This is a genomic window from Streptomyces sp. URMC 129 (assembly GCF_051386415.1).
Classification (GTDB): domain Bacteria; phylum Actinomycetota; class Actinomycetes; order Streptomycetales; family Streptomycetaceae; genus Streptomyces.
Map to the genome: position 1 here is coordinate 1 of NZ_JBPQTQ010000017.1, position 22481 is coordinate 22481.

The following is a 22481-nucleotide window of genomic DNA, read 5'->3' on the forward strand; positions in this document are numbered from 1 at the left end:
CGAACCCGGAAGCTAAGCCCTCCAGCGCCGATGGTACTGCATGGGGGACCGTGTGGGAGAGTAGGACACCGCCGGACAATTATTGCAGGAAAGACGCTTCAAAGACGTGGGCTCTGCCCGGAGTTATACCTCCGGGCAGAGCCCAATCGTGTTTCCGCTACCGTGTTCCGCATGAGCGTTCATGCACGACTGATGTGGGACGAAGACGTCGCCCAGTACAACTTCGGTCCCACCCACCCCATGGATCCGGTGCGGTTGACGTTGACCATGCGGCTCGTGGAGGCCTTCGGCCTCGACAAGCGCGTCGACGTCGTCGCCGCCAGGCCGGCCGGGGAGTCGACGCTCAAGCTCGTGCACGACGCCGACTACGTCGACGCGGTGCGCCGGGCGTCCCGCAATCCGTCGGAGGCCGACGAAGCGCGCGGGATCGGGACCGAGGACACCCCGGCGTTCGAGGGCATGCACGAGGCGTCCGCCCTCATCGCCGGGCAGTCCGTCGCCGCGGCCGAGGACATCTGGCGCGGCGACGTCCCGCACGCCGTCAACTTCGCCGGCGGCCTGCACCACGCCATGCCCGGCGCCGCCTCCGGGTTCTGCGTCTACAACGACGCCGCGCTCGCCATCGCCCGCCTCCTCGAACTCGGCGCGGAGCGTGTCGCCTACATCGACGTCGACGTGCACCACGGCGACGGCGTGCAGACCGCGTTCTGGAACGACCCGCGCGTGCTGACCATCTCCCTCCACGAACACCCCCGCATGCTTTTCCCCGGGACCGGCCGACCGGAGGAGACCGGGGGCCAGGCCGCCGCCGGAAGCGCCGTCAACGTCGCGCTGCCCGCCGGGACATCGGACAGCGCGTGGCTGCGCGCTTTGCACGGCGTCGTCCCCCAGCTGCTGGCCGAGTTCCGCCCCCAGGTGCTCGTGACGCAGCACGGCGCGGACACCCACTTCGAGGACCCGCTCGCCCATCTCACGCTCAGCCTCGACGCCCAGCGCCTGGCCGTCGAGGCCTGTCACACCTGGGCCCACGCGTACGCCGAGGGCCGCTGGCTGTCGCTGGGCGGCGGTGGCTACGCCGTCGTCGAGGTCGTGCCCCGGATCTGGACGCATCTCGTCGCCATCGCGGGCCACGAGCCCATCGCCCCCGCCACCCTCGTCCCCGACGAGTGGCGGCAGACCGTCTACGCCCTGACCCGCCAACTGGCGCCGCACCGGATGACGGACGGCCGGACCCCGCACTGGCGGGACTGGCACGACGGCTACGATCCGTCGGACGCCGTCGATCAGGCCGTCCTCGCCACCCGCCGCGCCGTCTACCCCGCGCACGGCCTCCTCCCCTGATCACCCGCACCGGCATCCGGTACCCCCACCCCCGTCACGACCGCCGGAGCCGGGGCGCTATCGTCTCTTGCCAGCCGGCGGGCTCGTACCGGGCCCTCGTGCCGGGCCTTTCGCGCCACGCCGGACGTCTTCCCCCGAGGTCCGGCGCCTCCTACGTCACAGTGTCCACACCCCTGCTCACGGTGGACTGCGCCCGTATCGCATCAACAGGGGGACGATCTGTCGACATAACGACCCGATTCCTTCTACGCCCGCGTCCACGCGCCGCCCCGCCGCGCACCCCGCCGCCCGGCCGGAGACGTTCGCCGTGCGCCGTGAACGCGCCGGGGCTCACTCCGCTTCACCTCCGCACGCGCCGCAGGCACATGACGCCGCGCCACCTTCCCGGACGCCCGCGCCACGGCTCGTCCCGCTACTCGCGGGCGGCCCTGCGGTGCAGGTCAACTGCCCAATGTCGCAACGGAGTCGGGGAGCGCGGTGCTGTCCCGGTGTCCCCCGGCCGAGGGCGGGGCAGGGTAACTGGAGTGGTTCGTACCGGCCGGTGCGCGCGGGCGTGCGCGCGGCGGACCACCGGCGTGCTATGTGCTCAATCGGACTTCTCTGTCACGGTAAGGGCGGGCTCGCGGGAAAAGGCCGGTTGAAGCACCTCTTCCCCACTCGCATCACCCGCCCCTAATCTGGGGAGGAGCGCACGTGCGAGAGGGAGTCACCGGAGGGGAAGCCGGTGTCCGACATGTGCGGAAGGTCAGGTGTGACATGGCTGCTGGTGAAAGGCTTCTGAGCGAGGCCAAGTTCCTGACCGTGGCGGAGGTCGCCGCGGTGATGCGAGTGTCGAAGATGACTGTGTACCGCTTGGTGCACGCCGGTCATCTGCCCGCGATCCGGGTGGGAAGGTCCTTCCGGGTTCCCGAGCAGGCCGTCCACGAGTACCTCCGAGAGTCGTTCGTGGGCGTGGAAAGCGCGTAACGACTGGTCGGGCCCATTGACACCCCTCGATTAACCCGTATCACTCGGTGACCGGTAGGCTGAGCCGCATGTAGGTCGTGTGGGCTCGGACGCCCCGCACCGAGTAAGCGAAGTGAGCGAGGGTAGTCGTGGGCTCTGTAATCAAGAAGCGGCGCAAGCGGATGGCGAAGAAGAAGCACCGCAAGTTGCTGAAGCGCACCCGCGTTCAGCGCCGCAACAAGAAGTGAGCGAGCGCCGCTGACCGGCCCTCCCGTCGACACGATGACGGGAGGGCCGACGCATGAGGCAGGGCAGGGGAGGACCGTGGGCAGAACCGTCCTCGTGACCGGCGCCGCCCGGCAGCTCAGCGGGCGGTTCGTCCGGCACGTCCAGCAGGACCCGGACGTGACCCGGGTGATCGGTGTGGACACCCGGCCGCCCGCGTATCCGCTGGGCGGCGCCGAGTTCGTGCGGGCCGACATCCGGCAGCCGTCGATCGTGACGGTGCTGGCCCAGCACGCCGTCGACACCGTGGTCCACCTCGACGTCCACGGCACCCCGGCCTCGGCGGGCGGCGGCCGTGCGGCGGTCAAGGAGCTGAACGTCCTCGGCACGCTCCAGCTGCTCGGCGCCTGCCAGAAGGTGCCGGGCCTGCGCCGCGTGGTGATCAAGTCCAGCACCCAGATCTACGGCACGGCCGCCCGCGAGCCGGCCGTCGCCGACGAGGCCGCGCCGCCCAAGGCTCCGGCGGGCGGCGGCTTCGCGCAGGACGTCGCCGAGATCGAGGGCTACGCGCGCGGGTTCGCGCGCCGCTGCCCCGACGTGCGGGTGACCGTGCTGCGCTTCGCCCACGTCCTGGGCCCGGCGGCAGACTCCCGGCTCGCCGCCTACTTCAAGCTGCCCGTGCTGCCCACGGTCCTCGGCTACGACCCGCGCCTGCAGGTCGTGCACGAGGACGACGTGCTGGACGTGCTGAGCCGTGCCGCCCGCGACGGGCAAGGCGCGCTCGGCGCGGGCACGTTCAACGTGGCCGGCGAGGGAGTGCTGATGCTCTCGCAGGCGGCCCGGCGCATCGGGCGGCCGACGCTGCCCGTGATCCGGCCGCTGGCGCCCCTGCTCGGCTCCGCGCTGGGCGCCCTGGGCCTGAGCGGCCTCTCCGCGGAGCAGCTCGGCTCGCTCGTGCACGGCCGGGTCGTGCGCACCGATCGGCTGCGCGCGGCCATGGGCGGCCCGCTGCGCTACACGACGGCGGAGACGTTCGCGGACTTCGCCGCCGTCCACGGGCCCGGGCTGCTGCCGCCCGAGGCCGTGGCCCGTGCCGTCGACCGGATCGAGGAGGTGCTGCGCCATGGCTGACGCCAAGGTCATTCCGTTCGGTGAGGGCGGCCGTCGGGCGCGCGCCGCCGCGGGACCGCCACTGGCCCCGGTCGGGGCGGCGGGCACCGGGCGGACCGGGCGGGACGAGCCGCCCGCGGCGGACTCCGGTGACGGCCTGGACCAGGCGCTGGCGCGCGGGCTCGCGTTCGTCCGGCGCCGGCTCACCGGCGACTACGAGGTGGACGACTTCGGCTACGACGAGCACCTCGCGGACGCGGTGCTCGGCACGCTGCTGCGCCCGCTGTTCGAGAAGTACTTCCGGGTCGAGGTGCGCGGCATGGAGAACGTGCCGGACACCGGGGGCGCGCTCATCGTCTGCAACCACTCGGGCACGCTGCCGTGGGACGGCGTGATGCTCCAGGTCGCGGTGCGCGAGCAGCACCCGGCCGACCGCAACCTCCGGCTGCTCGCCGCGGATCTCGTCTTCCAGCTCCCCGTCTTCAACTGGCTGGCCCGCAAGGGCGGCCACACTCTCGCCTGCGTCGAGGACGCCGAGGAGCTGCTCGGGCGGGGCGAGTTGGTCGGGGTGATGCCGGAGGGCTTCAAGGGACTGGGGAAGCCGTTCGCGGAACGGTACAAGCTCCAGCGCTTCGGCCGGGGCGGGTTCGTGGCGACGGCGCTGCGCACGCGGGTGCCGATCGTGCCGTGCTCGATCGTGGGCGCGGAGGAGATCCACCCGATGGTGGGCAACGCGCGGACGCTGGCGCGCGTGCTGGGCCTGCCGTACTTCCCGATCACCCCGACGTTCCCCTGGCTGGGGCCGCTGGGGACGCTCCCGCTGCCGACGAAGTGGACCATCCAGTTCGGGGAGCCGATCGAGACGGCGGACCATCCGCCGGAGGCCGCGGAGGACCCGATGCTCGTCTTCCAGCTCACCGACCAGGTGCGGGAGACGATTCAGCACACGCTCTACAAGCTGCTGATGGCGCGGCGGTCGGTGTTCTTCTAGACCCCGACCGCCGCGCCGGGCGAGTGGCCGGGGCGCTACGTGTTGCCGCCGGTGACGTCCAGGCCGAGGCCGGGCAGCAGGTCCTCGACCAGGGGCGGGATGGTGACCTCGGGCTGGGGCAGCGTGTCCTCGGCGTCCCCGGACTCCGGCGGGCTCTCGTCACCGGTGGCGTCCGTCTCGTCGTCGGCCGGGCCGAGCAGGCCGGTGCCCTCCAGGAGCCCCCCGCGCTGCTCGGTGGTGCCCGGACTGGCCGTGCCTCCGCCGGGCTGGTCCGCGCCGCCGCCCTCGCTCTCGCCGTCCGCGCCCGACCGGGGCGGCGCGACGGACGCCGCGGGCTCGGAACGGGCCGGTGTCCGGGCGGCCGGGCCGCCGGAGTCGCCGCCGGACGACAGGGCGTCCGGCTCCTGGGGGAGGAGGGATTCGAACGGAGCGACCTCTTGGTCTATGGCGTCGAAGACGTCCGTGACCTCCTCGCCCACGTCACGCAGCTCGAAGGGCAGCTGGTAGCGGAGCTGGGCCCACGCCTCGCGGTGGCGGTCGGCGAAGGCGGACAGCGACTCCAGGGGGTCGATGGAGCCGTCCGCCTGGTGCGCCTGGGTGAGCAGCCGGTGCCCTTCGGACGCGTCGTCCCGCATGCTGGAGAGGGCCTTGCGGACGTCCTCCAGCTCCTCGGGGTCGAGCAGGCCCGCCCGGGTGCGCTCCAGCAGCCGTCGCGCCTCGTTCAGCCGGGTGGAGGCGTGGTCGAGGTAGACACGGCCGCGGTCGACGTCACCGCTCGTGAAGTCGAGGCGCAGGTCTTCCATGCCGCGCTTGAGGCCGTAGAGGGTGTCCCCGGGGAGCGCGTCGGTGCTGGCCGCGGCGACGCCCCCGAAGGCGCCCGCCGCGACGCCCATCGTGAGGCCGCCGGCGGCCAGGCCCTTCGTGAGCCGCGACCGGGGCCGCAGCCGGCCCAGTCCGCCGAGCGGGAGGCCCCGGCGGGCGCCCCGCGGGCCGCGCTGCTCGGGCACCCGCTCCCCGCGGACGGGTGCCGCCGGCCGGCTCTCGGGCTCGGCGGCGGCCTCCATCGTGGCGATCAGCAGGGCGCGCTGTGCCGCTCTCGTCTCGGCGCCGAGCTCGGGTCTCGGCAGGGCCGCGAGCTTGTCGACGACCGACAGCAGCACTGCCTGCTCGGCACCGTCCGCCGGGGCCTGACGCCCGGCCCCGGCCGGGTCCGCCGCCGCATCCTCGTCGCCGGGCCGCGGCTCGTCGAGCCGCGCCTCGTCGAGGAGATGGGCGAAGGCGTTGGCCCGACGGTTCGCCGACACGGATCCGATCACGGGCGGCACCTCCTCTCGTCACACGAACGACTCCCTACGGCTGATGGAAGTTTCGGACCCCGCCCCTATCGACCCGGATGGGTGAATAGTGCCTGGATGGAGCCGAGTTGTAGAGAGCCTGCGAACCCGACAACGAGCGGACGGGCACTCGGGTTACGGCTTGCAGATTATGTGACTGATTAGCTGAGGGTGTTCACTCTCCGTCAAGGATCGAAGATCTTTGAAGCATGCCGGACACAGGCGGACGCTCGTGGACGTGCGGTGGACGTCCAACGGTCATTCGGCGGCCGTCAGCGGGCGTCATCGGGCAGCAGCCGGGCGAGGGTGCGCACCGCCCGGTACTGCAGCGTCTTGATCGCGCCCTCGTTCTTCCCCATCACCCGCGCCGTTTCGGCCACCGACAACCCCTGGAGGAACCGCAGGGTGACGCATTCCTGCTGCTGGGGGTTGAGCCGCCGGACCGCGTCGAGCAGCGCCGAGTTGGCCAGGGACTCCAGCACGGAGTCCTCGGGGCTGCGCTCCACCTCGTTGGCGTCGAGCATCTCGCCGGTGGTGACCTCCAGCCGGAAGCGGCTGGACTTGAAGTGGTCGGCCACCAGGTTCCGCGCGATCGTGACCAGCCAGGCCCCGAAGTCGCGGCCCTGCCAGGTGAAGGTGCCGATGCGCCGCAGCGCGCGCAGGAACGTCTCGCTGGTGAGGTCCTCCGCGGTCGCCCGGCCGCCGACGCGGTAGTAGATGTAGCGGTAGACGGTGTCGGAATAGTGGTCGTAGAGACAGCCGAACGCCTCCGCCTCGCCGCTCTGGGCGCGTTCGACCAGGTCCATCATCCGGCGGCTGTCGCCGGTGGCGGCCGAGGCGGACGGGGGCGTGGACGCGGCGGCGGAACGGGCGGCCGAGGCGCCGGCGGCTCCGGAGCGGGCTCGTCTCCCCAGGGTGGCGGTGTCGGCGGTGGCGGTGCCGTCCGCCAGGGTGCGGGCGGGGCCGGCGGGGACAGGTGCGGCGAGGGTGGGGACGGCGTACGCGGTGGGGACGAGGGTGCGCAGGCGGTCGGCGACCGTCGTGCGCAGCGTAGCCAGGCCCGAGGCGTCAACCCCGACGTGTGGGTACACGGGACTCCCAGAGGCTTTAGCTTCCAACACGTGCAGTGTCGGATCCGTCACCCGACGCCTGCGTCTGAGGAGGATAACCCTTCGTGCAGACGACGCTACGCCTAGTTGGGAAAATCGCCGATTCAGTTCGGGGTGTTACCGGTTGTGGTCGGTGCGCCACGCAAACGCCATGGCATAGCTGATCGCATGGCGTGCAGTTCTGTCAAAATCTTGACCGGCTTTGATCGAACAGCCGCGGTTCGCCCGATTACCTGCGGCGTTTTTGGATCGCCAGGGCCGCGACGGCCCCGCCTGCCACCGCGCCCGCTCCGGCCGCCGCCGGGACGCCGATGCGGGCCGCCTTCCGGCCCGTGCGGTAGTCCCGCAGCCGCCAGCCCATCTCCCGGGCGTGGGCCCGGAGCTGCTTGTCCGGGTTGATCGCGTACGGGTGGCCGACCAGCGAGAGCAGCGGAATGTCGTTGGCCGAGTCGCTGTAGGCGGCGCACCGCTCCAGGTCCAGGTCCTCCGCCTCGGCCAGCGCGCGCACCGCCACCGCCTTGGCCGGGCCGTGCAGCGGCTCCCCGACCAGGCGGCCCGTGTAGACCCCGCCGACCGACTCCGCGACCGTGCCCAGGGCGCCGGTCAGCCCGAGCCGCCGGGCGATGATGGTCGCGGTCTCCACCGGGGCCGCCGTCACCAGCCAGACCCGCTGTCCGGCGTCGAGGTGGGCCTGGGCCAGCGCCCGGGTCCCCGGCCAGATGCGGCCCGCCATGTACTCGTCGTAGATCTCCTCGCCGATGGCCATCAGCTCCGACACCCGGTGCCCGCGCACGATCGACAGCGCGCTGTCCCGGGCGTCCCGCATGTGGCCGCTGTGCTCGGCGCCCGCCATCCGGAAGTACGCCTGCTGCCAGGCGAACCGCGCCAGCTCGCGCTTCCGGAAGAACTTGCGCTTGTACAGGCCCCGGCAGAGGTGGAAGATCGCCGCGCCCTGCATCACCGTGTTGTCCAGGTCGAAGAACGCCGCCGCCTTGAGGTCCCCGGCGGAGGGGAACTCCGGCTCGGGCGCCGCTTCGCGGGCGGCCTCCGCGGCGGCCTGGCCCGCCAGCTCGCTGCGTTCGGTCGCGGCGCGCCTGCGCGCGGCGAGCCACCCCCGGCGGGCGGCGGCCAGGGAAGGATCGTGTGTGGGGGAGTTGAGCCCGGCCATGCTTTGAGCATAGCCATTCCACACACGAACCCCCGTTGCGCGGGAATGACGCGGGGGTGACCGCGCGGGGCACAATGGGCGCCATGACTCCGCTGCTCCGCTCGCGCCGCACCGCCCGGGAGAAGACCCCGGAGAAGCCCCGGCAGACCACCGGGGAGTCCGCCCGGGGAACCGCCGGGGCCACCGCCCCGGAGGCGGGCCCGCCCGCCGGGCGGCTGGTGACGCTGATCGGCCGGCCCGGCTGCCACCTGTGCGACGACGCGCGGGCCGTCGTCCGGGAGGTCTGCGCCGAGGTGGGCGCGGCCTGGGAGGAGAAGGACATCACCGAGGACGCGGAGCTCCACCGGAAGTTCTGGGAGCAGATCCCGGTGGTGCTGGTGGACGGCGCCCAGCACGACTTCTGGCGCGTCGACCGGGAGCGATTGCGGCGCGCCCTGGGCGCCTGACGGGTGAGGATGAGGATTCGGAGCCGTTTTCCACCGAGTGGCGACATAGGTGAGGAGTGTGACCCGGTGTCCCTGTTGGCTCCTGTGGCACCGGTCACTTTGGCCGGACAAAACGGACAGTGTCTTTGTGCACGCGTTCACAAGGACATAGCCTGGTCGGGACGGAGCGGTTTCGGCGCGTGCGCCGCCCAGGACCGCCCTCCGCTTGGCCCGACCGGCAGGAGCACCGTGGCAACTGGCCGAAATCACCGACCGGCGACCCGTAGCCGAGGAATCCCCGAGGCGACCGTCGCCCGGCTTCCGCTGTATCTGCGGGCGCTGACGGCGCTGTCGGAGCGCTCGGTGCCCACGGTCTCGTCGGAGGAGCTGGCCAGCGCGGCCGGCGTCAATTCCGCGAAGCTCCGCAAGGACTTCTCCTACCTGGGCAGCTACGGCACCCGGGGCGTCGGGTACGACGTGGAGTATCTCGTCTACCAGATCTCGCGCGAGCTGGGGCTGACCCAGGACTGGCCCGTGGTCATCGTCGGCATCGGCAACCTCGGCGCCGCCCTCGCCAACTACGGCGGTTTCGCCTCCCGGGGCTTCCGCGTCGCGGCCCTGATCGACGCGGACCCGTCGATGACCGGCAGACAGGTCGCGGGAATCACCGTCCGGCACGTGGACGAGCTGGAGACCATCATTCACACGAACGGGGTCTCCATCGGCGTCATCACCACCCCCGGGGGCGCCGCGCAGCAGGTGTGCGACCGGCTCGTCGCCGCCGGCATCACCTCGATCCTGAACTTCGCCCCCACCGTCCTCCAGGTGCCCGACGGGGTCGACGTCCGCAAGGTGGACCTCTCCATCGAGCTCCAGATCCTGGCCTTCCACGAGCAGCGGAAGGCCGCCGAGGACCTCTCCCGCGAGGCGGCGGCCCCCCGGGAGCTGCGCGTGCCCGCCGAGCCGCGGCGCGGCGAGCAGGGCCCCGACGGGGACGTGCCGGCGGTGATGCCGGCATGACGCTGCTCGTCATCGGCCTCAGCCACCGCAGCGCGCCCGTCAGCCTGCTGGAGCGCGCCGCGCTCGCCCCCGACGCGCGCGGCACGCTGCTGCGCGACGCGGTCGCCGCCGGGGGACCGGGCGGCGGCGCGGGCGGCGTCGTGGTGGAGGCCGCCGTGCTCTCGACGTGCAACCGGATCGAGCTCTACGCCGAGGTGGACGGCTTCCACGCCGGTGTCTCCGAGCTCTCCGCGCTGCTGGCCCGGCACAGCGGCGTCGCCCTGGCCGAGCTCCAGCCGTACCTGTACACGCACTACGAGGACCGGGCCGTGCGCCACCTGTTCACGGTGGCCTGCGGGCTGGACTCGATGGTGGTCGGCGAGGGACAGATCCTCGGCCAGATCAAGGGCGCGCTCGCCCTCGCCCAGGACGAGCAGACCGCCGGGCGGCTGCTGAACGAGCTGTTCCAGCAGGCCCTGCGGGTCGGGAAGCGGGCGCACAGCGAGACCGGCATCGACCGGGCCGGGCAGTCGCTCGTCACGTTCGGCCTGGAGCAGCTCGCGGACGGCCGGGACGTGCCCGGCTGGGTGCGGGGCAGACGGGCGCTGGTGATCGGCGCCGGGTCGATGTCCTCGCTCGCCGCCGCCACGCTGGCGCGCACCGGTGTGGCCGAACTGGTGATCGCCAACCGGACCGTGGAGCGCGCCGAGCGGCTGGCCGCCGGGCTGGAGCAGGACGGCGGCCCCAAGGCGCGCGCCGTGCCGATCAACGCCATCTCCATCGCCGCCGAGCTGGCCCTCGCCGACGTCGTCGTCTCCTGTACCGGCGCCACGGGCCTGGTCCTGACGGCCGCCGCCGTGGCGAACGCGATCCGCGAGCGCGACACCGCCCTCGCCGTCCTCGACCTGGCCATGCCGCGCGACGTCGACGCCGCCGTGCACCGGCTGCCCGGCGTCCGGCTGGTCGACATCGAATCCCTCGCCTCGGTCTCCGCCGACGCCCCCATGGCCGCCGACGTGGACGCCGTGCACGGCATCGTCACCGAGGAGACCGCGGCCCTGGGCGCCGCCCGCCGCGCCGCCCACATCACGCCCACGGTCGTCGCGCTGCGCGCCATGGCCTCCGACGTCGTCGCCGCCGAGCTGGCCAGGCTCCACGGCCGGCTGCCCGACCTCAGCGACAAGGAGCGCGAGGAGGTCGGCAGAACGGTCCGCCGCGTCGTCGACAAGCTGCTCCACGCGCCCACCGTCCGCGTCAAGGAGCTGGCCGGGGAGCCGGGCGGCGACCACTACGCGGCGGCCCTGCGGCAGCTCTTCGACCTCGGACCGCTGTCGGCCCTGGCCGGCGGCACCCCCGAGCGGGAGCGGTCGTGACCGGCCCCCGCGCCCTGCGGCTGGGGACCCGGCGCAGCCCGCTCGCCCTGGCCCAGTCCTCGGCCATCGCGGAAGAGGTCCGCACGCTGTCCGGGCGGCCCGTCGAGCTGGTCGAGATCACCACCTACGGCGACATCTCCCGCCGCGACCTGGCGCAGATCGGCGGCACCGGGGTCTTCGCCTCCGCGCTGCGCGACGCGCTGCTCGCCGGGGAGATCGACTTCGCGGTGCACTCCCTGAAGGACCTGCCGGCCGCGCAGCCGCCCGAGCTGAACCTGGCGGCCGTGCCGCCGCGCGCCGACGCCAGGGACGCGCTCGTCGCCCGCGACGGGCTCACGTTCGAACAGCTGGCGGTCCTGCCGGGCCGCGCGCGCGTCGGCACCGGGTCGCCCCGCCGGATGGCGCAGCTCAACGCCTGGGCACGGGCGCTGGGTTGCGAGATCGAAACGGTTGCGATCCGGGGGAATGTCGATACCCGGATCGGGTACGTCCGCTCTGGCGAGCTCGACGCGGTCGTGCTCGCCGCCGCCGGACTGCACCGCATCAACCGGGGTGACGAGATCACCGAACTCATCTCCCCGGACATCGTTCTGCCCGCCCCCGGCCAGGGGGCGCTGGCGGTCGAGTGTGCCGCGTCAAACGTGGCCCTCGGCGCCCTGCTCGGCGGACTCGACGACCTGCCCACCCGGGTCGCCGTGACCGCGGAGCGCACTCTGCTCGCCGCCTTGGAGGCCGGCTGCAGCGCCCCCGTGGGTGCTTTCGCCGACCTGCTGGCCGACGGGCAGACCGTCACCGAAATGCGCCTGCGCGGCGTCGTCGGCACCCCCGACGGCACCACGCAGGTGCAGCTGTCCACCACCGGTCCCGTACCGGCGTCCGACGACGGGGCGGCGGCCATCGGCCGCGGGCTCGCCGCCGAGATGCTCGCCAAGGGCGCGGCCGGTCTGATGGGGGAGCGAGCACATTGAGCCCCACCACGAGCCCCACCACCGCAGGCCCCATGGGCACCGCCGGCGCCGCGAGCGCCACGAGCACCGCGGGCGCCGCGAGCAACGGCATCGTGCGCGCACCGCAGGCGGCGCGCACCGAGCCGTGCGGCACTCCGGGTACTTCCTACGGACACGTCACCTTCCTCGGTGCCGGACCCGGGGATCCGGGTCTGCTGACGTTGCGCGCCGTCGACATGCTGGCGCAGGCCGATGTGCTGATCGCCGACCCCGAGGCGTACGAGGTCGTGCGGGCGCACATCGCGCCGGGCACGGAGACCCCGTTGCAGGGCATCGGTGAGGACGGGTCCACCGTCTCCCCGGGGCGGGCCGGATCCGACCACATCACCGATCTTGTCATGCGGGCCGCGCGCGGCGGCAAGCGGGTGGTCCGTGCGGTCGCGGGCGACCCGGGCATGGACGCCGACGCCACCGCCGACCTGCTCGCGCTGGCCGCCGAGGGCATCACGTTCGAGGTCGTCCCCGGCATCGCCAACGCGGTCGGCGTCGCCGCCTACGCCGGGGTGCCGCTGCGCGACTCCGAGGGCGGCGACGTGCGGTTCGTCAACGCCGCCTCCGCCGACGACCGGTGCTGGACCGAGGTCGGCAGCAGCGACGCGACCGTCGTGGTCAGCACCACCCTGGACGCGGTCGCCGTGACGGCGTCCCGGCTGATCTCGGCCGGCCGCAAGCCCGACACCCCGCTGTCGGTCACGGTCGCCGGCACCACCACCCGGCAGCGCACCTGGACGGCGACGCTGGGCACGGTCGAGCGGACCCTGAAGTCCGCGAAGGTCCTGCCCTCGCCGGACGCGGACCGGCCGGTCATAGCGGTCGTCGGCGAGCGCAGCGCCCCCGCGCAGCGGGAGCGGCTGGCGTGGTTCGAGTCCAAGCCGCTGTTCGGCTGGAAGGTCCTGGTGCCGCGCACCAAGGAGCAGGCGGCCTCGCTGTCGGAGCAGTTGCGCTCGTACGGCGCGGTGCCCAGCGAGGTGCCGACGATCGCGGTCGAGCCGCCGCGCACGCCGCAGCAGATGGACCGGGCGGTCAAGGGCCTGGTCACCGGACGGTACGAGTGGATCGCGTTCACCTCGGTCAACGCGGTGCGGGCGATCCGCGAGAAGTTCGAGGAGTACGGCCTGGACGCGCGGGCGTTCGCCGGGATCAAGGTCGCCGCCGTGGGCGAGCAGACCGCGCGGGCGCTGCTGCGGTTCGGGGTGCGGCCCGACCTGGTGCCCAGCGGTGAGCAGTCGGCCGCCGGTCTGCTGGAGGACTGGCCGCCGTACGACCCGGTCTTCGACCCGATCGACCGGGTGTTCCTGCCGCGCGCCGACATCGCGACGGAGACGCTGGTGGCCGGCCTGGTGGAGCTGGGCTGGGAGGTGGACGACGTCACGGCGTACCGGACGGTGCGGGCGTCGCCGCCGCCGGCCGAGACCCGGGAGGCGATCAAGAGCGGCGGCTTCGACGCGGTGCTGTTCACCTCGTCCTCGACCGTGCGGAACCTGGTCGGCATCGCGGGCAAGCCGCACAACGTGACGGTGATCGCGTGCATCGGCCCGGCCACCGCGCGGACCGCCGAGGAGCACGGCCTGCGGGTGGACGTGATGGCGCCGGAGCCGTCGGTGCACGCCCTGGCCGAGGCGCTGGCCGAGTTCGGCGCGGAGCGGCGGGCGGCGGCGCTGGAGGCCGGTGAGGTGCTGAAGCGGCCGAGCGAGAAGCGCCCGCAGCGGAGGAGGGCGCGGACGCCGTGAGCTTCCCCGACGTGCGGCCCCGGCGGCTGCGGACCACCCCGGCGATGCGGCGGATGGTGGCGGAGCACCGGCTGCACCCGGCGGACCTGATCCTGCCCGCGTTCGTGCGGGAGGGCGTGTCCGAGCCGGTGCCGGTCTCGTCCATGCCGGGCGTGGTGCAGCACTCGCGGGACTCCCTGCGGAAGGCCGCCGTGGCGGCGGCCGGGGCGGGGATCAGCGGGATCATGCTGTTCGGGGTGCCGGAGGACGCCAAGAAGGACGCGATCGGCTCGCCCGGCACCGACCCGGACGGCGTCCTGCAGGTAGCGCTGCGGGACGTCCGGGCCGAGGTCGGGGACGCGCTGGTGGTGATGTCGGACCTGTGCCTGGACGAGGTCACCGACCACGGCCACTGCGGCGTGCTGGACGACCGGGGCCGGGTGGACAACGACGCGACGCTGGCGCGGTACGCCGAGATGGCGCTGGTGCAGGCCGAGGCGGGGGCGCACGTGCTGGGCCCCAGCGGCATGATGGACGGCCAGATCGGCCACGTGCGGCGCGCGCTGGACGCGGCGGGCCACCAGGACGTGGCGCTGCTGGCGTACACGGCGAAGTACGCGTCGGCGTTCTACGGCCCGTTCCGCGAGGCGGTGAACTCGTCGCTGCGCGGCGACCGCAAGGCGTACCAGCAGGACGCGCCGAACGCGCGGGAGGCGCTGCGGGAGCTGGAGCTGGATCTCGCCGAGGGCGCGGACATGGTGATGGTGAAGCCGGGGCTGCCGTACCTCGACATCCTCCGCCGGGTCGCGGACGCCTCGCCGGTGCCGGTGGCGGCGTACCAGATCTCCGGCGAGTACGCGATGGTCGAGGCGGCGGCGGAGCGCGGCTGGCTGGACCGGGACCGGGCGATCGAGGAGACGCTGACGGCGTTCAAGCGGGCCGGGGCGAACCTGATCCTCACGTACTGGGCCACCGAGTTCGCCCACCGCCTGACCCGCTGACGCCACAGGAGACATCACCGTGAGCACGCCCACCGCCGTCGTCACCGGAGCCAGCAGCGGCATCGGCGCCGCCACCGCGCGGCGGCTGGCCCGGGAGGGCTTCCGCGTCGTCCTCACCGCCCGGCGGAAGGAGCGCGTCGAGGCCCTCGCCGACGAGCTGGGGCGGGCCGGCCACCGGGCCGAGGCGCGGGTGCTCGACGTCACCGACCGGGCCGCCGTCGACGCCTTCGCCGCCGCCCTCGGGCCGTGCGACGTGCTGGTGAACAACGCGGGCGGCGCGGTCGGGCTGGAGCCCGTGGCCGAGGGCGATCCCGCCGACTGGCGGGCGATGTACGAGGTCAACGTGCTGGGCGTGCTGCACATGACCCAGGCGCTCCTGCCCGCGCTGACCGCGTCGGGCGCCGGGACCGTGCTGGTGGTGACCTCCACGGCCGGGCACGGCACGTACGAGGGCGGCGCCGGGTACGCCGCGGCCAAGCACGGGGCCCACGTGCTCGCCGAGACGCTCCGCCTGGAGATCGTCGGGCGGCCGGTGCGGGTGATCGAGATCGCGCCCGGCATGGTCCGCACCGACGAGTTCTCCCTCACCCGCTTCCGCGGCGACGCGGCGCGCGCCGCCCGGGTGTACGCGGGGGTCGCGGAGCCGCTGACCGCCGAGGACGTCGCGGACACCATCGCCTGGGCCGTCACGCGCCCGCCGCACGTCAACATCGACCTGCTCGTCGTCCGCCCGCGCGCCCAGGCGTCGAACACCAAGGTCCACCGCGAGGCATGAGCGCTCCGCCCACCGGGGTCGCCGCCCGGCTGGTGTCCGCCGCCGAGGCGTTCATGGCCGGGCCCGAGCCGTCGTATCCCGGGTTCGTGCTGCTCGCCGCCCGCCACGGCGCCGTCGTCGCGCACGAGGCGCGCGGCTGGGCGGTCTGCCACGGGGGCGGTGAGCCGGTGCCGATGGCGCGGGACACGGTGTTCGACATCGCCTCGTTGTCCAAGCTGTTCACCGCCACCGTGGCCGTGCGCCTCGCCGAGCGGGGCGCGCTCGCTCTCGACGCGCCCGTCTGGCGTGGCGTGACGGCGCGGGCGCTGCTCACCCACACCGGCGGTCTGCCGGCCGTGATCGACCTCGGCCCCTATCCGGACCGCGCCGCCCGGCTCGCCGCCATCGACGCGCTGCCGCTGACCACCCCGGGCCGCCGGGTCTACTCCGACCTGGGGTTCATCGTCCTCGGCGAGGTGCTCCAGCGGGTGGCGGGCAAGCCGCTGGACGCGTTGGTGGCGGAGCTGGTCACCGGGCCGCTGGGCATGGCCGACACGCGCTACGGGCCGGTGGACCCGGGCCGCGTCGCCGCCACCGAGGACCAGCCGTGGACCGGGCGCGGCATGCTGCGCGGCCAGGTCCACGACGAGAACGCGTACCACCTCGGCGGCGTCGCCGGCCACGCCGGGCTGTTCTCCACCGCCCGGGACCTCGCGGTCTTCGGGCAGGCGGTGCTCGACGAGGACTGGGCGGGCGCCATGCGGCGCGAGGGTCTGGGCTGGCAGCGGAACGAGCCCGCCTGGATGGGCGCGCTGGCGTCACCGACCGCGTTGGGCCACACCGGCTTCACCGGCACCAGCCTGGTCGCGGACCCGGCCACCGGGGTGCTGCTGGTGCTGCTGACCAACCGCGTCCACCCCACCCGGGCCCGCGGCACGGACAGCGCGTACCGCCGGGCCGTGGCGGGGGAGCTGGCGGCGGCGATCGGGACTCAAGGAGCCTGAGCCAGGGGTCAGAGCCGCTCGGGCGTGTGGATGCCCAGCAGCGCCATGCCCTGCCGCAGGGTGCGGGCGGTCAGCTCGCACAGGAACAGCCGGTTCTCCACGGTGGCCGCGTCCCCGGCGCGCAGCACCGGGCACTGGTCGTAGAACGTCGTGTAGTGCGAGGCCAGCGCGTACAGATAGGCGGCGAGCCGGTGCGGCTCGTACGTCTCCGCCACGTCCTTCAGCGTCGCGGCGAACTCGTCGAGGTGGAGCCCGAGCGCCCGCTCCGCCGGGGCGAGCGGCAGCTCGGGGTGGGCCGCCGCGCGGGCGCCCTCCTGCCCGGCGGCCCGGCGCAGGATGGACTGGATCCGGGCGTAGGCGTACTGGAGGTAGACGCTGGTGTTGCCCTGGAGCGACACCATCCGGTCCAGGTCGAAGATGTAGTCCTTGGTCCGGGACGTCGACAGGTCGGCGTACTTCACGGCGCCGATGCCCACCTCGGTCGCCCGCTCCGCGACCTCGGCCTCCGACAGGTCCCGCGCCTTCTCCTCGACGACCCCGGCCGCCCGCTCGACGGCCTCGTCCAGCAGGTCCATCAGCCGGACCGACTCGCCGGACCGCGTCTTGAACGGCTTGCCGTCCTTGCCGAGGACCGTGCCGTACGCCAGGTGGTGCGCCACGCCGTCCGGCAGCCAGCCGGCGCGCCGCGCGGTCTCGAAGACCATCTTGAAGTGCAGCGCCTGCCGGGCGTCCACGATGTACAGCATGGTGTCGGCGTGCAGCGTGCCGATCCGGTTCCGGATGGCGGCCAGGTCGGTCGCCGCGTACCCGAAGCCGCCGTCCGCCTTCTGCACGATCAGCGGAACGGGCCGGTCGTCGGGCCCCTTGACGTCGTCGAAGAACACGCACAGCGCGCCGTCCGACCGCACCGCGACGCCGGACTCCTCCAGCTCCCGCGCCAGCGTGGCCAGATCGTCGTTGTACGCGGACTCGCCGACCACGTCCTCGTCGGTGAGGAGGACGTCGAGCTTCCGGTAGACGGCGTTGAAGTAGATCTTCGACTCGTCCACGATCTTCTGCCACAGCGCCAGCGTCTCCGGATCGCCCGCCTGGAGGTCGACCACCCGCCGGCGCGCCCGGTCCTTGAACGCGGCGTCGGAGTCGAAGAGCGCGCGCGACGCCTTGTACAGCCGGTTGAGCCGCGACATGGCGGCGTTGCCGCTCTCCCGGCCCTCCGCGTCGTGGTCCAGCTCGTGCGGGTGCTCGATCAGGTACTGGATCAGCATCCCGAACTGGGTGCCCCAGTCCCCGATGTGGTTGCGCCGGATGACCTTCTCGCCGCGGAACTCCATGATCCGCACCAGCGCGTCACCGATCACCGTGCCCCGCAGGTGGCCGACGTGCATCTCCTTGGCGACGTTCGGCTGCGAGTACTCGATGATCATGGTGCCGGGCCGCTCGGTGTACGGCACGCCGAGCCGGTCGTCGGCGGCCCGCGCGGCCAGGGTCCGCACGATCGCCTCGTCGCTGACCGTGATGTTGAGGAAGCCGGGGCCGGAGACCTCGATCTCCTCGATCAGCCCCGCCTTGTCGACCTCCCCGACCACGCGGGCGGCCAGCTCCCGCGGGTTCCCCCGCAGGCGCTTGGCCAGCGCCAGCAGCCCGTTCGCCTGGAGGTCCGCCCGGTCGCTGCGGCGCAGCAGCGGGTCCGCGTCCACGGCGGACTCGGGCAGCGCGGCGGCCAGCGCGTCGGCGAGGCGCTGGTGAACGGCGGTGGTGAGGGAGGGAACCGGGGGCATAGCGGCAGTATCCCATGGGCCCGCCAGCCCTTTTCGGGTGGAAAACCAGTACGGGCCGGGTGGAACAATGGCCCCGACAGCCCGGAACCGAAGGATGTGCCGAACCGTGGGCCAGACCACCCCCGAGACCGACTGGGTCTCCCGACTCGCCGACGAGGTCATCGCCGAGGCGGAGCGCCGCGCCCCCGGCGCCGCGACATCGGCCGCCACCGCTCCGGTGATCGTCTGCGCCTCGGGGCTCAGCCCCTCGGGCCCGATCCACCTCGGCAACCTGCGGGAGATCATGGTGCCGCACCTCGTCGCGGACGAGATCAAGCGGCGGGGCGTCCCCTGCGAGCACCTGCTCTCCTGGGACGACTACGACCGCTTCCGCAAGGTCCCGGCCGGGGTCGACCCGTCGTGGAGCGAGCACATCGGCAAGCCGCTGACCTCGGTCCCGGCGCCGCCGGGCAGCCCGTACGCGTCGTGGGCCGAGCACTTCAAGGCGCCGATGATCTCCGCGCTGGCCGCGCTGGGCGTCGAGGTCCGCGCCATCAGCCAGACCGAGCAGTACACCTCGGGCGCCTACCGGGACCAGATCCTGTTCGCGATGCGCGAGCGCCGCCGGATCGACGCCGTGCTGGCGCGGTACCGCACCAAGCAGGCCGCGCAGGCGCCCGAGCCGGCGGACGCGACCGAGCAGGCGGCCGTCGAGGGCTCCGGCGCGGCGAGCGAGGACGACGGCAGCGCGGGCGACGCCGGGTACTACCCGTACAAGCCGTACTGCGCGGCCTGCGGCACCGACCTCACCACCGTCACCTCGTACGACGACGACACCACCGAGCTGCGGTACGTGTGCGCGTGCGGCCACGACGAGACGGTGAAGCTGTCGGAGCACAACCGCGGCAAGCTGGTCTGGAAGGTGGACTGGCCGATGCGGTGGGCGTACGAGGGCGTGATCTTCGAGCCGTCCGGCGTCGACCACCACTCGCCGGGCTCCTCCTGGGTCGTCGGCGGCCAGCTGGTGTCGGAGATCTTCGGCGGGCAGCAGCCGATCGGTCCGATGTACGCGTTCGTCGGCATCAGCGGCATGGCCAAGATGTCCAGCTCCAAGGGCGGGGTGCCGATCGCGGCCGACGCCCTGGAGATCATGGAGGCCCCGGTGCTGCGCTGGCTGTACGCGCGGCGGCGGCCGAACCAGTCGTTCAAGATCGCCTTCGACGGCGAGATCCAGCGCACCTACGACGAGTGGGACGCGCTGTGCCGCAAGGTCGCGGAGGGCACGGCCCAGCCGGCGGACGCCGCGGCCCACGCGCGGGCGGTGCGCACGGCCGCCGGCGAGCTGCCCGCGACGCCGCGCCCGCTGCCGTACCGGATGCTCGCCTCGGTGGTGGACATCACCACCGGGGACGAGGAGCAGACGCTGCGGATCCTCGGCGAGCTGGACCCGGAGCACCCGGTCCGTTCCCTGGACGAGACCCGGCCGCGGCTGGACCGCGCGGCGCGCTGGGTGGAGACCCAGATGCCCGCGGAGTCGCGCACCCGGGTCCGGGAGGAGCCCGACGCCGCGCTGCTGGCGTCGCTGGACGAGGCGCAGCGGGAGTCGCTGCGGCTGCTGCTGGCGGAGCTGGCCGGGCACTGGTCGCTGGACGGGCTGACCGCCCTGGTCTACGGGGTGCCGAAGATCCAGGCCGGGCTGTCGCCCGACGCCAGGCCCACGCCGGAGCTGAAGGTGGCGCAGCGCGGGTTCTTCGCGCTGCTGTACCGGCTGCTGATCGGCCGCGACACGGGCCCGCGGCTGCCGACGCTGCTGCTCGCGGTGGGCCAGGACCGGGTGCGGACCCTGCTGGGCGGCTAGGTCCTGTTCTGTCGGGCCTAGGCGCCGCTGCCCTCGGCGGGCTGCTCCTCGGGGGTCGTCCCCTCGTGGCCCTCTTCGTGCTGCGTCTCGTCGGCCGGGGTGTCCGCCGAGGCGTTCACCGTGGTGACGGCCTCGCGGGCGGCCGTCTCCGCGGCCTCCTTGATGTCCTCGGCGCTCGGCATGTCGTCGCCCTCGAAGCCGGCGCCGGAGTAGTCGAGGGTGACCACGACGTTGCCGGTGCGGGCGACGATCCGCTGCTGGCGGTACTCCTGCTCGCCCTCCTCGTCGGACTCCTTGACCACCGTGTAGCCGATCGAGGTGGCGGCGTCACCGGCCTCGGCCAGCTCGGCGGTCTCCAGGTCCGTGTGGGCGTCGTCGCCGGTGACCTCCTCGACCATCTGCGTCAGGTACGCGCCGGCCCGCTCGTCGCCGCTGCCGAGCGCCACGTCCGACTCGAAGCGCCGCAGGGCGACGGTGAGCGAGCGGAACTGGTACTCGTCGAGGCCGCTCCACAGGCAGGCGCCGGAGGTCTCGGCGTCCGCGGCGGTGAGGGTCTCGCCCTCCTTGGGGTCGGCCTCGGGGACGACGTCCGCGATGACGTCCTCGGACAGCGTCGAGCAGGCCTCGGGCAGGGACGTGAATCTCACGGGCTCCGGGGAGGGCGCCACGCTCTGCGGCGCGTCGTCGGCGGTGTCCTCGCCGGAGTCGGAGGACGACGACGAGCAGCCGGCGGCGAACAGGACGGGCACGGCGGCCCAGGCCAGCGTGCGGACGGCGAGTCGCGAGACGGTACGGTTCATGGTCTTTCTTCGCTCCGGTGACGGGGACTGTGCGGGGTCACGCTACGCCCGCGGGCCGCGCGAAACGGGCCGTGGCGCGCGCTCAACCGTCGAATCCACCCGCGAGCTGCCGGGCAACGGTCTGGATCCGCTGCTGGAGCGACGCGCTGTCGAGCACGGCACCGGGCACGTTGGTCGAGACGACGTAGTTCACTGTGACGATAACGTTCGCATTCCGGAACGTCAGGGTCAGCTCCCGGCGCTCGCCCGGATCGACGCTGGTCAGGCGGTCGTCGAGGAAGGCGACGTGACCAATCCCATCCAGGGTGCGGGGCGCGAGCGGGTCCTCCGGCGGCGCGGACGAGCCGTCCGCGTCCGGGCTCTCCGTCACCGGGATCCCGGCCTCTGCCGCCCGCTCCTCGAACTCGGTCTCCGCCTCGTCGTCATCGCTGACGGCCGGGTCGTAGGAGACGATCCGCTGGTAGTCGACCGACAGCCGGTGGCTGCCGGTCGCCGTCACGGTGTGCCACGCGCAGCCGACCCGGCGCCCGCTGTCGAACGTCGCGTCGGTCTCGCCCGCGTACGCCTCGTCGTCGCCGCCGGGCAGCAGCTCGCGCAGGGTGTCGTCGTGCACCGCGCCGCACGGCTCGGGCAGCCCCGAGTACCGGCCGGGCTGGGCCGCGTGCGCCGTGCCGCCCGTCTGCCCGGCGCCCGTCGTGCCGTCGGCGCCGCCCAGCTCGGCGGAACAGCCGGCGGTCAGCCCGCAGACCGCCGCGGCGGCCAGCGCGGCGGCGCGCGCCACGAAGACCCTGCGTACCCTGCGGCGCACGGACCGCCTCCCTCGCTGAAGCTCGCTGGTCGCCGGTGGACCTGGCGGGGAACCATGTCTACCGCAGGCGACCGGCGAACACGAAGCGGGGTCAGGGCCAGACCAGGCAGTACGGCTGGTGGCCGGCCTCGTGCAGGCGGCGGGAGAAGTCCTGCCACTCGTTGAGCAGCTTGTAGACGCCGAACGCGTCGCTCGGCCCGCTGCGGTCGGGGACCGTCGACCAGATGAACGCGGCGGCGCCCACGGTCTCCTCACCGATCCCGCGCAACGGGTCGACCACGGTTGTGGGCAATTTCACCACGGCGTAGTCGGGGTGGAGCACCACCAGCTCCAGCGGGGGCACCCGGTGCAGGGGTATCCCCTCGATGCCGGTGAGCACCATCGCGGCCATGGTCTCCGGCTTGATCCGGGTGAACATGCCCTGGCCCAGCTCGTCGCCGCCCAGCTCCTCCGGCCGCATCGACAGCGGCACCCGGGCGGCGGTGGCGCCGTCCGGCGCCCCGAAATACTTGTACGTCACGGCCATTCGTCCGCCTCGGCCACGGAACTCGAAATCGCCGTTCTCCGCCTTGCGGCGGTGGCGCCCCCTGCGGGCACGCGCGCGCGGTACAGGGTCCGGTCCGACGCCCTCGGTTCCCTCGCCGACCTCGCCACCGCGCTGCATGTCACCACCTGACTTTTCGCGACCCCCGCCGCGCGACCCGATCATCGTTTGAGACACCTCCCCTGCCACGCGACGGCGAAACGCGCCGTCACCGAGCTG

The 22481-nt window shown here is 73.4% G+C and carries 21 protein-coding genes and 1 rRNA gene; 15 read left to right on the forward strand and 7 right to left on the reverse strand.

Annotated features, from left to right (window positions below; genetic code table 11):
* The 6 genes from rrf to ACSNOC_RS05690 all read left to right on the forward strand — a co-directional run.
* Positions 1 to 77: ribosomal RNA gene (gene rrf, locus ACSNOC_RS05665) — 5S ribosomal RNA — on the forward strand; the annotation flags it as partial.
* Positions 78 to 171: 94 nt separating this feature from the next.
* The gene (locus tag ACSNOC_RS05670) at positions 172 to 1341 is read left to right on the forward strand and encodes an acetoin utilization protein AcuC (protein WP_436746130.1); all 1170 of its coding nucleotides are present in this window, start codon (positions 172 to 174) and stop codon (positions 1339 to 1341) included.
* A 756-nt stretch (positions 1342 to 2097) separates the two neighbouring features.
* Positions 2098 to 2307 carry a helix-turn-helix domain-containing protein gene (locus ACSNOC_RS05675; protein WP_019431885.1) on the forward strand — a complete coding sequence of 70 codons (210 nt, stop codon included), beginning with the start codon at positions 2098 to 2100 and terminating at the stop codon, positions 2305 to 2307.
* Between the two features lie 128 nt (positions 2308 to 2435).
* A complete protein-coding gene (locus ACSNOC_RS05680; protein WP_003948845.1) occupies positions 2436 to 2534 on the forward strand; it encodes a 30S ribosomal protein bS22 in 99 nt (32 codons plus the stop codon).
* A gap of 76 nt (positions 2535 to 2610) precedes the next feature.
* On the forward strand, positions 2611 to 3642 hold the full coding sequence (locus tag ACSNOC_RS05685) for an NAD-dependent epimerase/dehydratase family protein (protein WP_436746131.1): 1032 nt from the start codon (positions 2611 to 2613) through the stop codon (positions 3640 to 3642).
* On the forward strand, positions 3635 to 4612 hold the full coding sequence (locus ACSNOC_RS05690; protein WP_436746132.1) for a lysophospholipid acyltransferase family protein: 978 nt from the start codon (positions 3635 to 3637) through the stop codon (positions 4610 to 4612). Before ACSNOC_RS05685 ends, ACSNOC_RS05690 begins: the two co-directional genes overlap by 8 nt.
* Before the next feature lie 35 nt (positions 4613 to 4647).
* Here the strand turns inward: ACSNOC_RS05690 and ACSNOC_RS05695 are convergent, their stop codons facing one another.
* From ACSNOC_RS05695 to ACSNOC_RS05705, 3 genes are all read right to left on the reverse strand, one after another.
* Positions 4648 to 5928 (reverse strand): DUF5667 domain-containing protein, encoded by a 1281-nt coding sequence (locus ACSNOC_RS05695; protein WP_436746133.1) that lies wholly within the window; start codon positions 5926 to 5928, stop codon positions 4648 to 4650.
* Positions 5929 to 6218: 290 nt separating this feature from the next.
* Complete coding sequence (locus ACSNOC_RS05700) at positions 6219 to 7037, reverse strand: ECF subfamily RNA polymerase sigma factor, BldN family (RefSeq protein ID WP_436746134.1); 819 nt, start codon at positions 7035 to 7037, stop codon at positions 6219 to 6221.
* A gap of 247 nt (positions 7038 to 7284) precedes the next feature.
* A complete protein-coding gene (locus tag ACSNOC_RS05705; protein WP_436746135.1) occupies positions 7285 to 8223 on the reverse strand; it encodes an HAD family hydrolase in 939 nt (312 codons plus the stop codon).
* Positions 8224 to 8438: 215 nt separating this feature from the next.
* Between ACSNOC_RS05705 and ACSNOC_RS05710 the strand changes: the two genes are divergently transcribed.
* From ACSNOC_RS05710 to ACSNOC_RS05745, 8 genes are all read left to right on the forward strand, one after another.
* Positions 8439 to 8669: a glutaredoxin family protein gene (locus ACSNOC_RS05710; protein WP_436746183.1), complete on the forward strand. Its 231-nt coding sequence runs from the start codon at positions 8439 to 8441 to the stop codon at positions 8667 to 8669.
* Between the two features lie 228 nt (positions 8670 to 8897).
* Positions 8898 to 9668 carry a redox-sensing transcriptional repressor Rex gene (locus ACSNOC_RS05715; RefSeq protein WP_436746136.1) on the forward strand — a complete coding sequence of 257 codons (771 nt, stop codon included), beginning with the start codon at positions 8898 to 8900 and terminating at the stop codon, positions 9666 to 9668.
* On the forward strand, positions 9665 to 11020 hold the full coding sequence (locus tag ACSNOC_RS05720; protein WP_436746137.1) for a glutamyl-tRNA reductase: 1356 nt from the start codon (positions 9665 to 9667) through the stop codon (positions 11018 to 11020). The genes ACSNOC_RS05715 and ACSNOC_RS05720 overlap by 4 nt, the downstream gene beginning before the upstream one ends.
* Entirely contained in the window at positions 11017 to 11988 is a 972-nt protein-coding gene (gene hemC / locus ACSNOC_RS05725) for a hydroxymethylbilane synthase (RefSeq protein WP_436746138.1), read from the forward strand. The genes ACSNOC_RS05720 and hemC overlap by 4 nt, the downstream gene beginning before the upstream one ends.
* A gap of 32 nt (positions 11989 to 12020) precedes the next feature.
* Complete coding sequence (locus tag ACSNOC_RS05730) at positions 12021 to 13757, forward strand: uroporphyrinogen-III synthase (RefSeq protein ID WP_436746184.1); 1737 nt, start codon at positions 12021 to 12023, stop codon at positions 13755 to 13757.
* Positions 13754 to 14737 (forward strand): porphobilinogen synthase, encoded by a 984-nt coding sequence (gene hemB / locus ACSNOC_RS05735; protein WP_436746139.1) that lies wholly within the window; start codon positions 13754 to 13756, stop codon positions 14735 to 14737. Before ACSNOC_RS05730 ends, hemB begins: the two co-directional genes overlap by 4 nt.
* Before the next feature lie 13 nt (positions 14738 to 14750).
* Positions 14751 to 15512: an SDR family NAD(P)-dependent oxidoreductase gene (locus ACSNOC_RS05740; RefSeq protein WP_436746185.1), complete on the forward strand. Its 762-nt coding sequence runs from the start codon at positions 14751 to 14753 to the stop codon at positions 15510 to 15512.
* Complete coding sequence (locus ACSNOC_RS05745; RefSeq protein WP_436746140.1) at positions 15509 to 16495, forward strand: serine hydrolase domain-containing protein; 987 nt, start codon at positions 15509 to 15511, stop codon at positions 16493 to 16495. Before ACSNOC_RS05740 ends, ACSNOC_RS05745 begins: the two co-directional genes overlap by 4 nt.
* An 8-nt stretch (positions 16496 to 16503) precedes the next feature.
* Here ACSNOC_RS05745 and argS read toward each other — a convergent pair whose 3' ends face one another.
* Positions 16504 to 18273 (reverse strand): arginine--tRNA ligase, encoded by a 1770-nt coding sequence (argS, locus tag ACSNOC_RS05750; RefSeq protein ID WP_436746141.1) that lies wholly within the window; start codon positions 18271 to 18273, stop codon positions 16504 to 16506.
* A 94-nt stretch (positions 18274 to 18367) separates the two neighbouring features.
* Between argS and lysS the strand changes: the two genes are divergently transcribed.
* Positions 18368 to 20110, forward strand: coding sequence for a lysine--tRNA ligase (gene lysS / locus ACSNOC_RS05755; protein ID WP_436746142.1), 1743 nt, complete (start codon positions 18368 to 18370; stop codon positions 20108 to 20110).
* 17 nt (positions 20111 to 20127) lie between these two features.
* Here the strand turns inward: lysS and ACSNOC_RS05760 are convergent, their stop codons facing one another.
* The 3 genes from ACSNOC_RS05760 to ACSNOC_RS05770 all read right to left on the reverse strand — a co-directional run bounded on the left by ACSNOC_RS05760 (position 20128) and on the right by ACSNOC_RS05770 (position 22382).
* Positions 20128 to 20910 (reverse strand): DUF3558 domain-containing protein, encoded by a 783-nt coding sequence (locus ACSNOC_RS05760; RefSeq protein WP_436746143.1) that lies wholly within the window; start codon positions 20908 to 20910, stop codon positions 20128 to 20130.
* A gap of 82 nt (positions 20911 to 20992) precedes the next feature.
* Complete coding sequence (locus ACSNOC_RS05765) at positions 20993 to 21718, reverse strand: DUF3558 domain-containing protein (protein WP_436746144.1); 726 nt, start codon at positions 21716 to 21718, stop codon at positions 20993 to 20995.
* A 91-nt stretch (positions 21719 to 21809) separates the two neighbouring features.
* Positions 21810 to 22382 (reverse strand): hypothetical protein, encoded by a 573-nt coding sequence (locus ACSNOC_RS05770; protein ID WP_436746145.1) that lies wholly within the window; start codon positions 22380 to 22382, stop codon positions 21810 to 21812.
* Between the last annotated feature and the right edge of the window lie 99 nt (positions 22383 to 22481).

What these genes read in the sequence shown, in the direction of transcription:
- ACSNOC_RS05670 (WP_436746130.1), top strand. Translation starts at nt 172, where the DNA reads ATGAGCGTTCATGCACGACTGATGTGGGACGAAGACGTCGCCCAGTAC.
- ACSNOC_RS05675 (WP_019431885.1), top strand. Translation starts at nt 2,098, where the DNA reads ATGGCTGCTGGTGAAAGGCTTCTGAGCGAGGCCAAGTTCCTGACCGTG.
- ACSNOC_RS05690 (WP_436746132.1), top strand. Translation starts at nt 3,635, where the DNA reads ATGGCTGACGCCAAGGTCATTCCGTTCGGTGAGGGCGGCCGTCGGGCG.
- ACSNOC_RS05705 (WP_436746135.1), bottom strand. Translation starts at nt 8,223, where the DNA reads ATGGCCGGGCTCAACTCCCCCACACACGATCCTTCCCTGGCCGCCGCC.
- ACSNOC_RS05720 (WP_436746137.1), top strand. Translation starts at nt 9,665, where the DNA reads ATGACGCTGCTCGTCATCGGCCTCAGCCACCGCAGCGCGCCCGTCAGC.
- ACSNOC_RS05730 (WP_436746184.1), top strand. Translation starts at nt 12,021, where the DNA reads ATGGGCACCGCCGGCGCCGCGAGCGCCACGAGCACCGCGGGCGCCGCG.
- ACSNOC_RS05745 (WP_436746140.1), top strand. Translation starts at nt 15,509, where the DNA reads ATGAGCGCTCCGCCCACCGGGGTCGCCGCCCGGCTGGTGTCCGCCGCC.
- argS (WP_436746141.1), bottom strand. Translation starts at nt 18,273, where the DNA reads ATGCCCCCGGTTCCCTCCCTCACCACCGCCGTTCACCAGCGCCTCGCC.
- lysS (WP_436746142.1), top strand. Translation starts at nt 18,368, where the DNA reads ATGTGCCGAACCGTGGGCCAGACCACCCCCGAGACCGACTGGGTCTCC.
- ACSNOC_RS05760 (WP_436746143.1), bottom strand. Translation starts at nt 20,910, where the DNA reads ATGAACCGTACCGTCTCGCGACTCGCCGTCCGCACGCTGGCCTGGGCC.
- ACSNOC_RS05770 (WP_436746145.1), bottom strand. Translation starts at nt 22,382, where the DNA reads ATGCAGCGCGGTGGCGAGGTCGGCGAGGGAACCGAGGGCGTCGGACCG.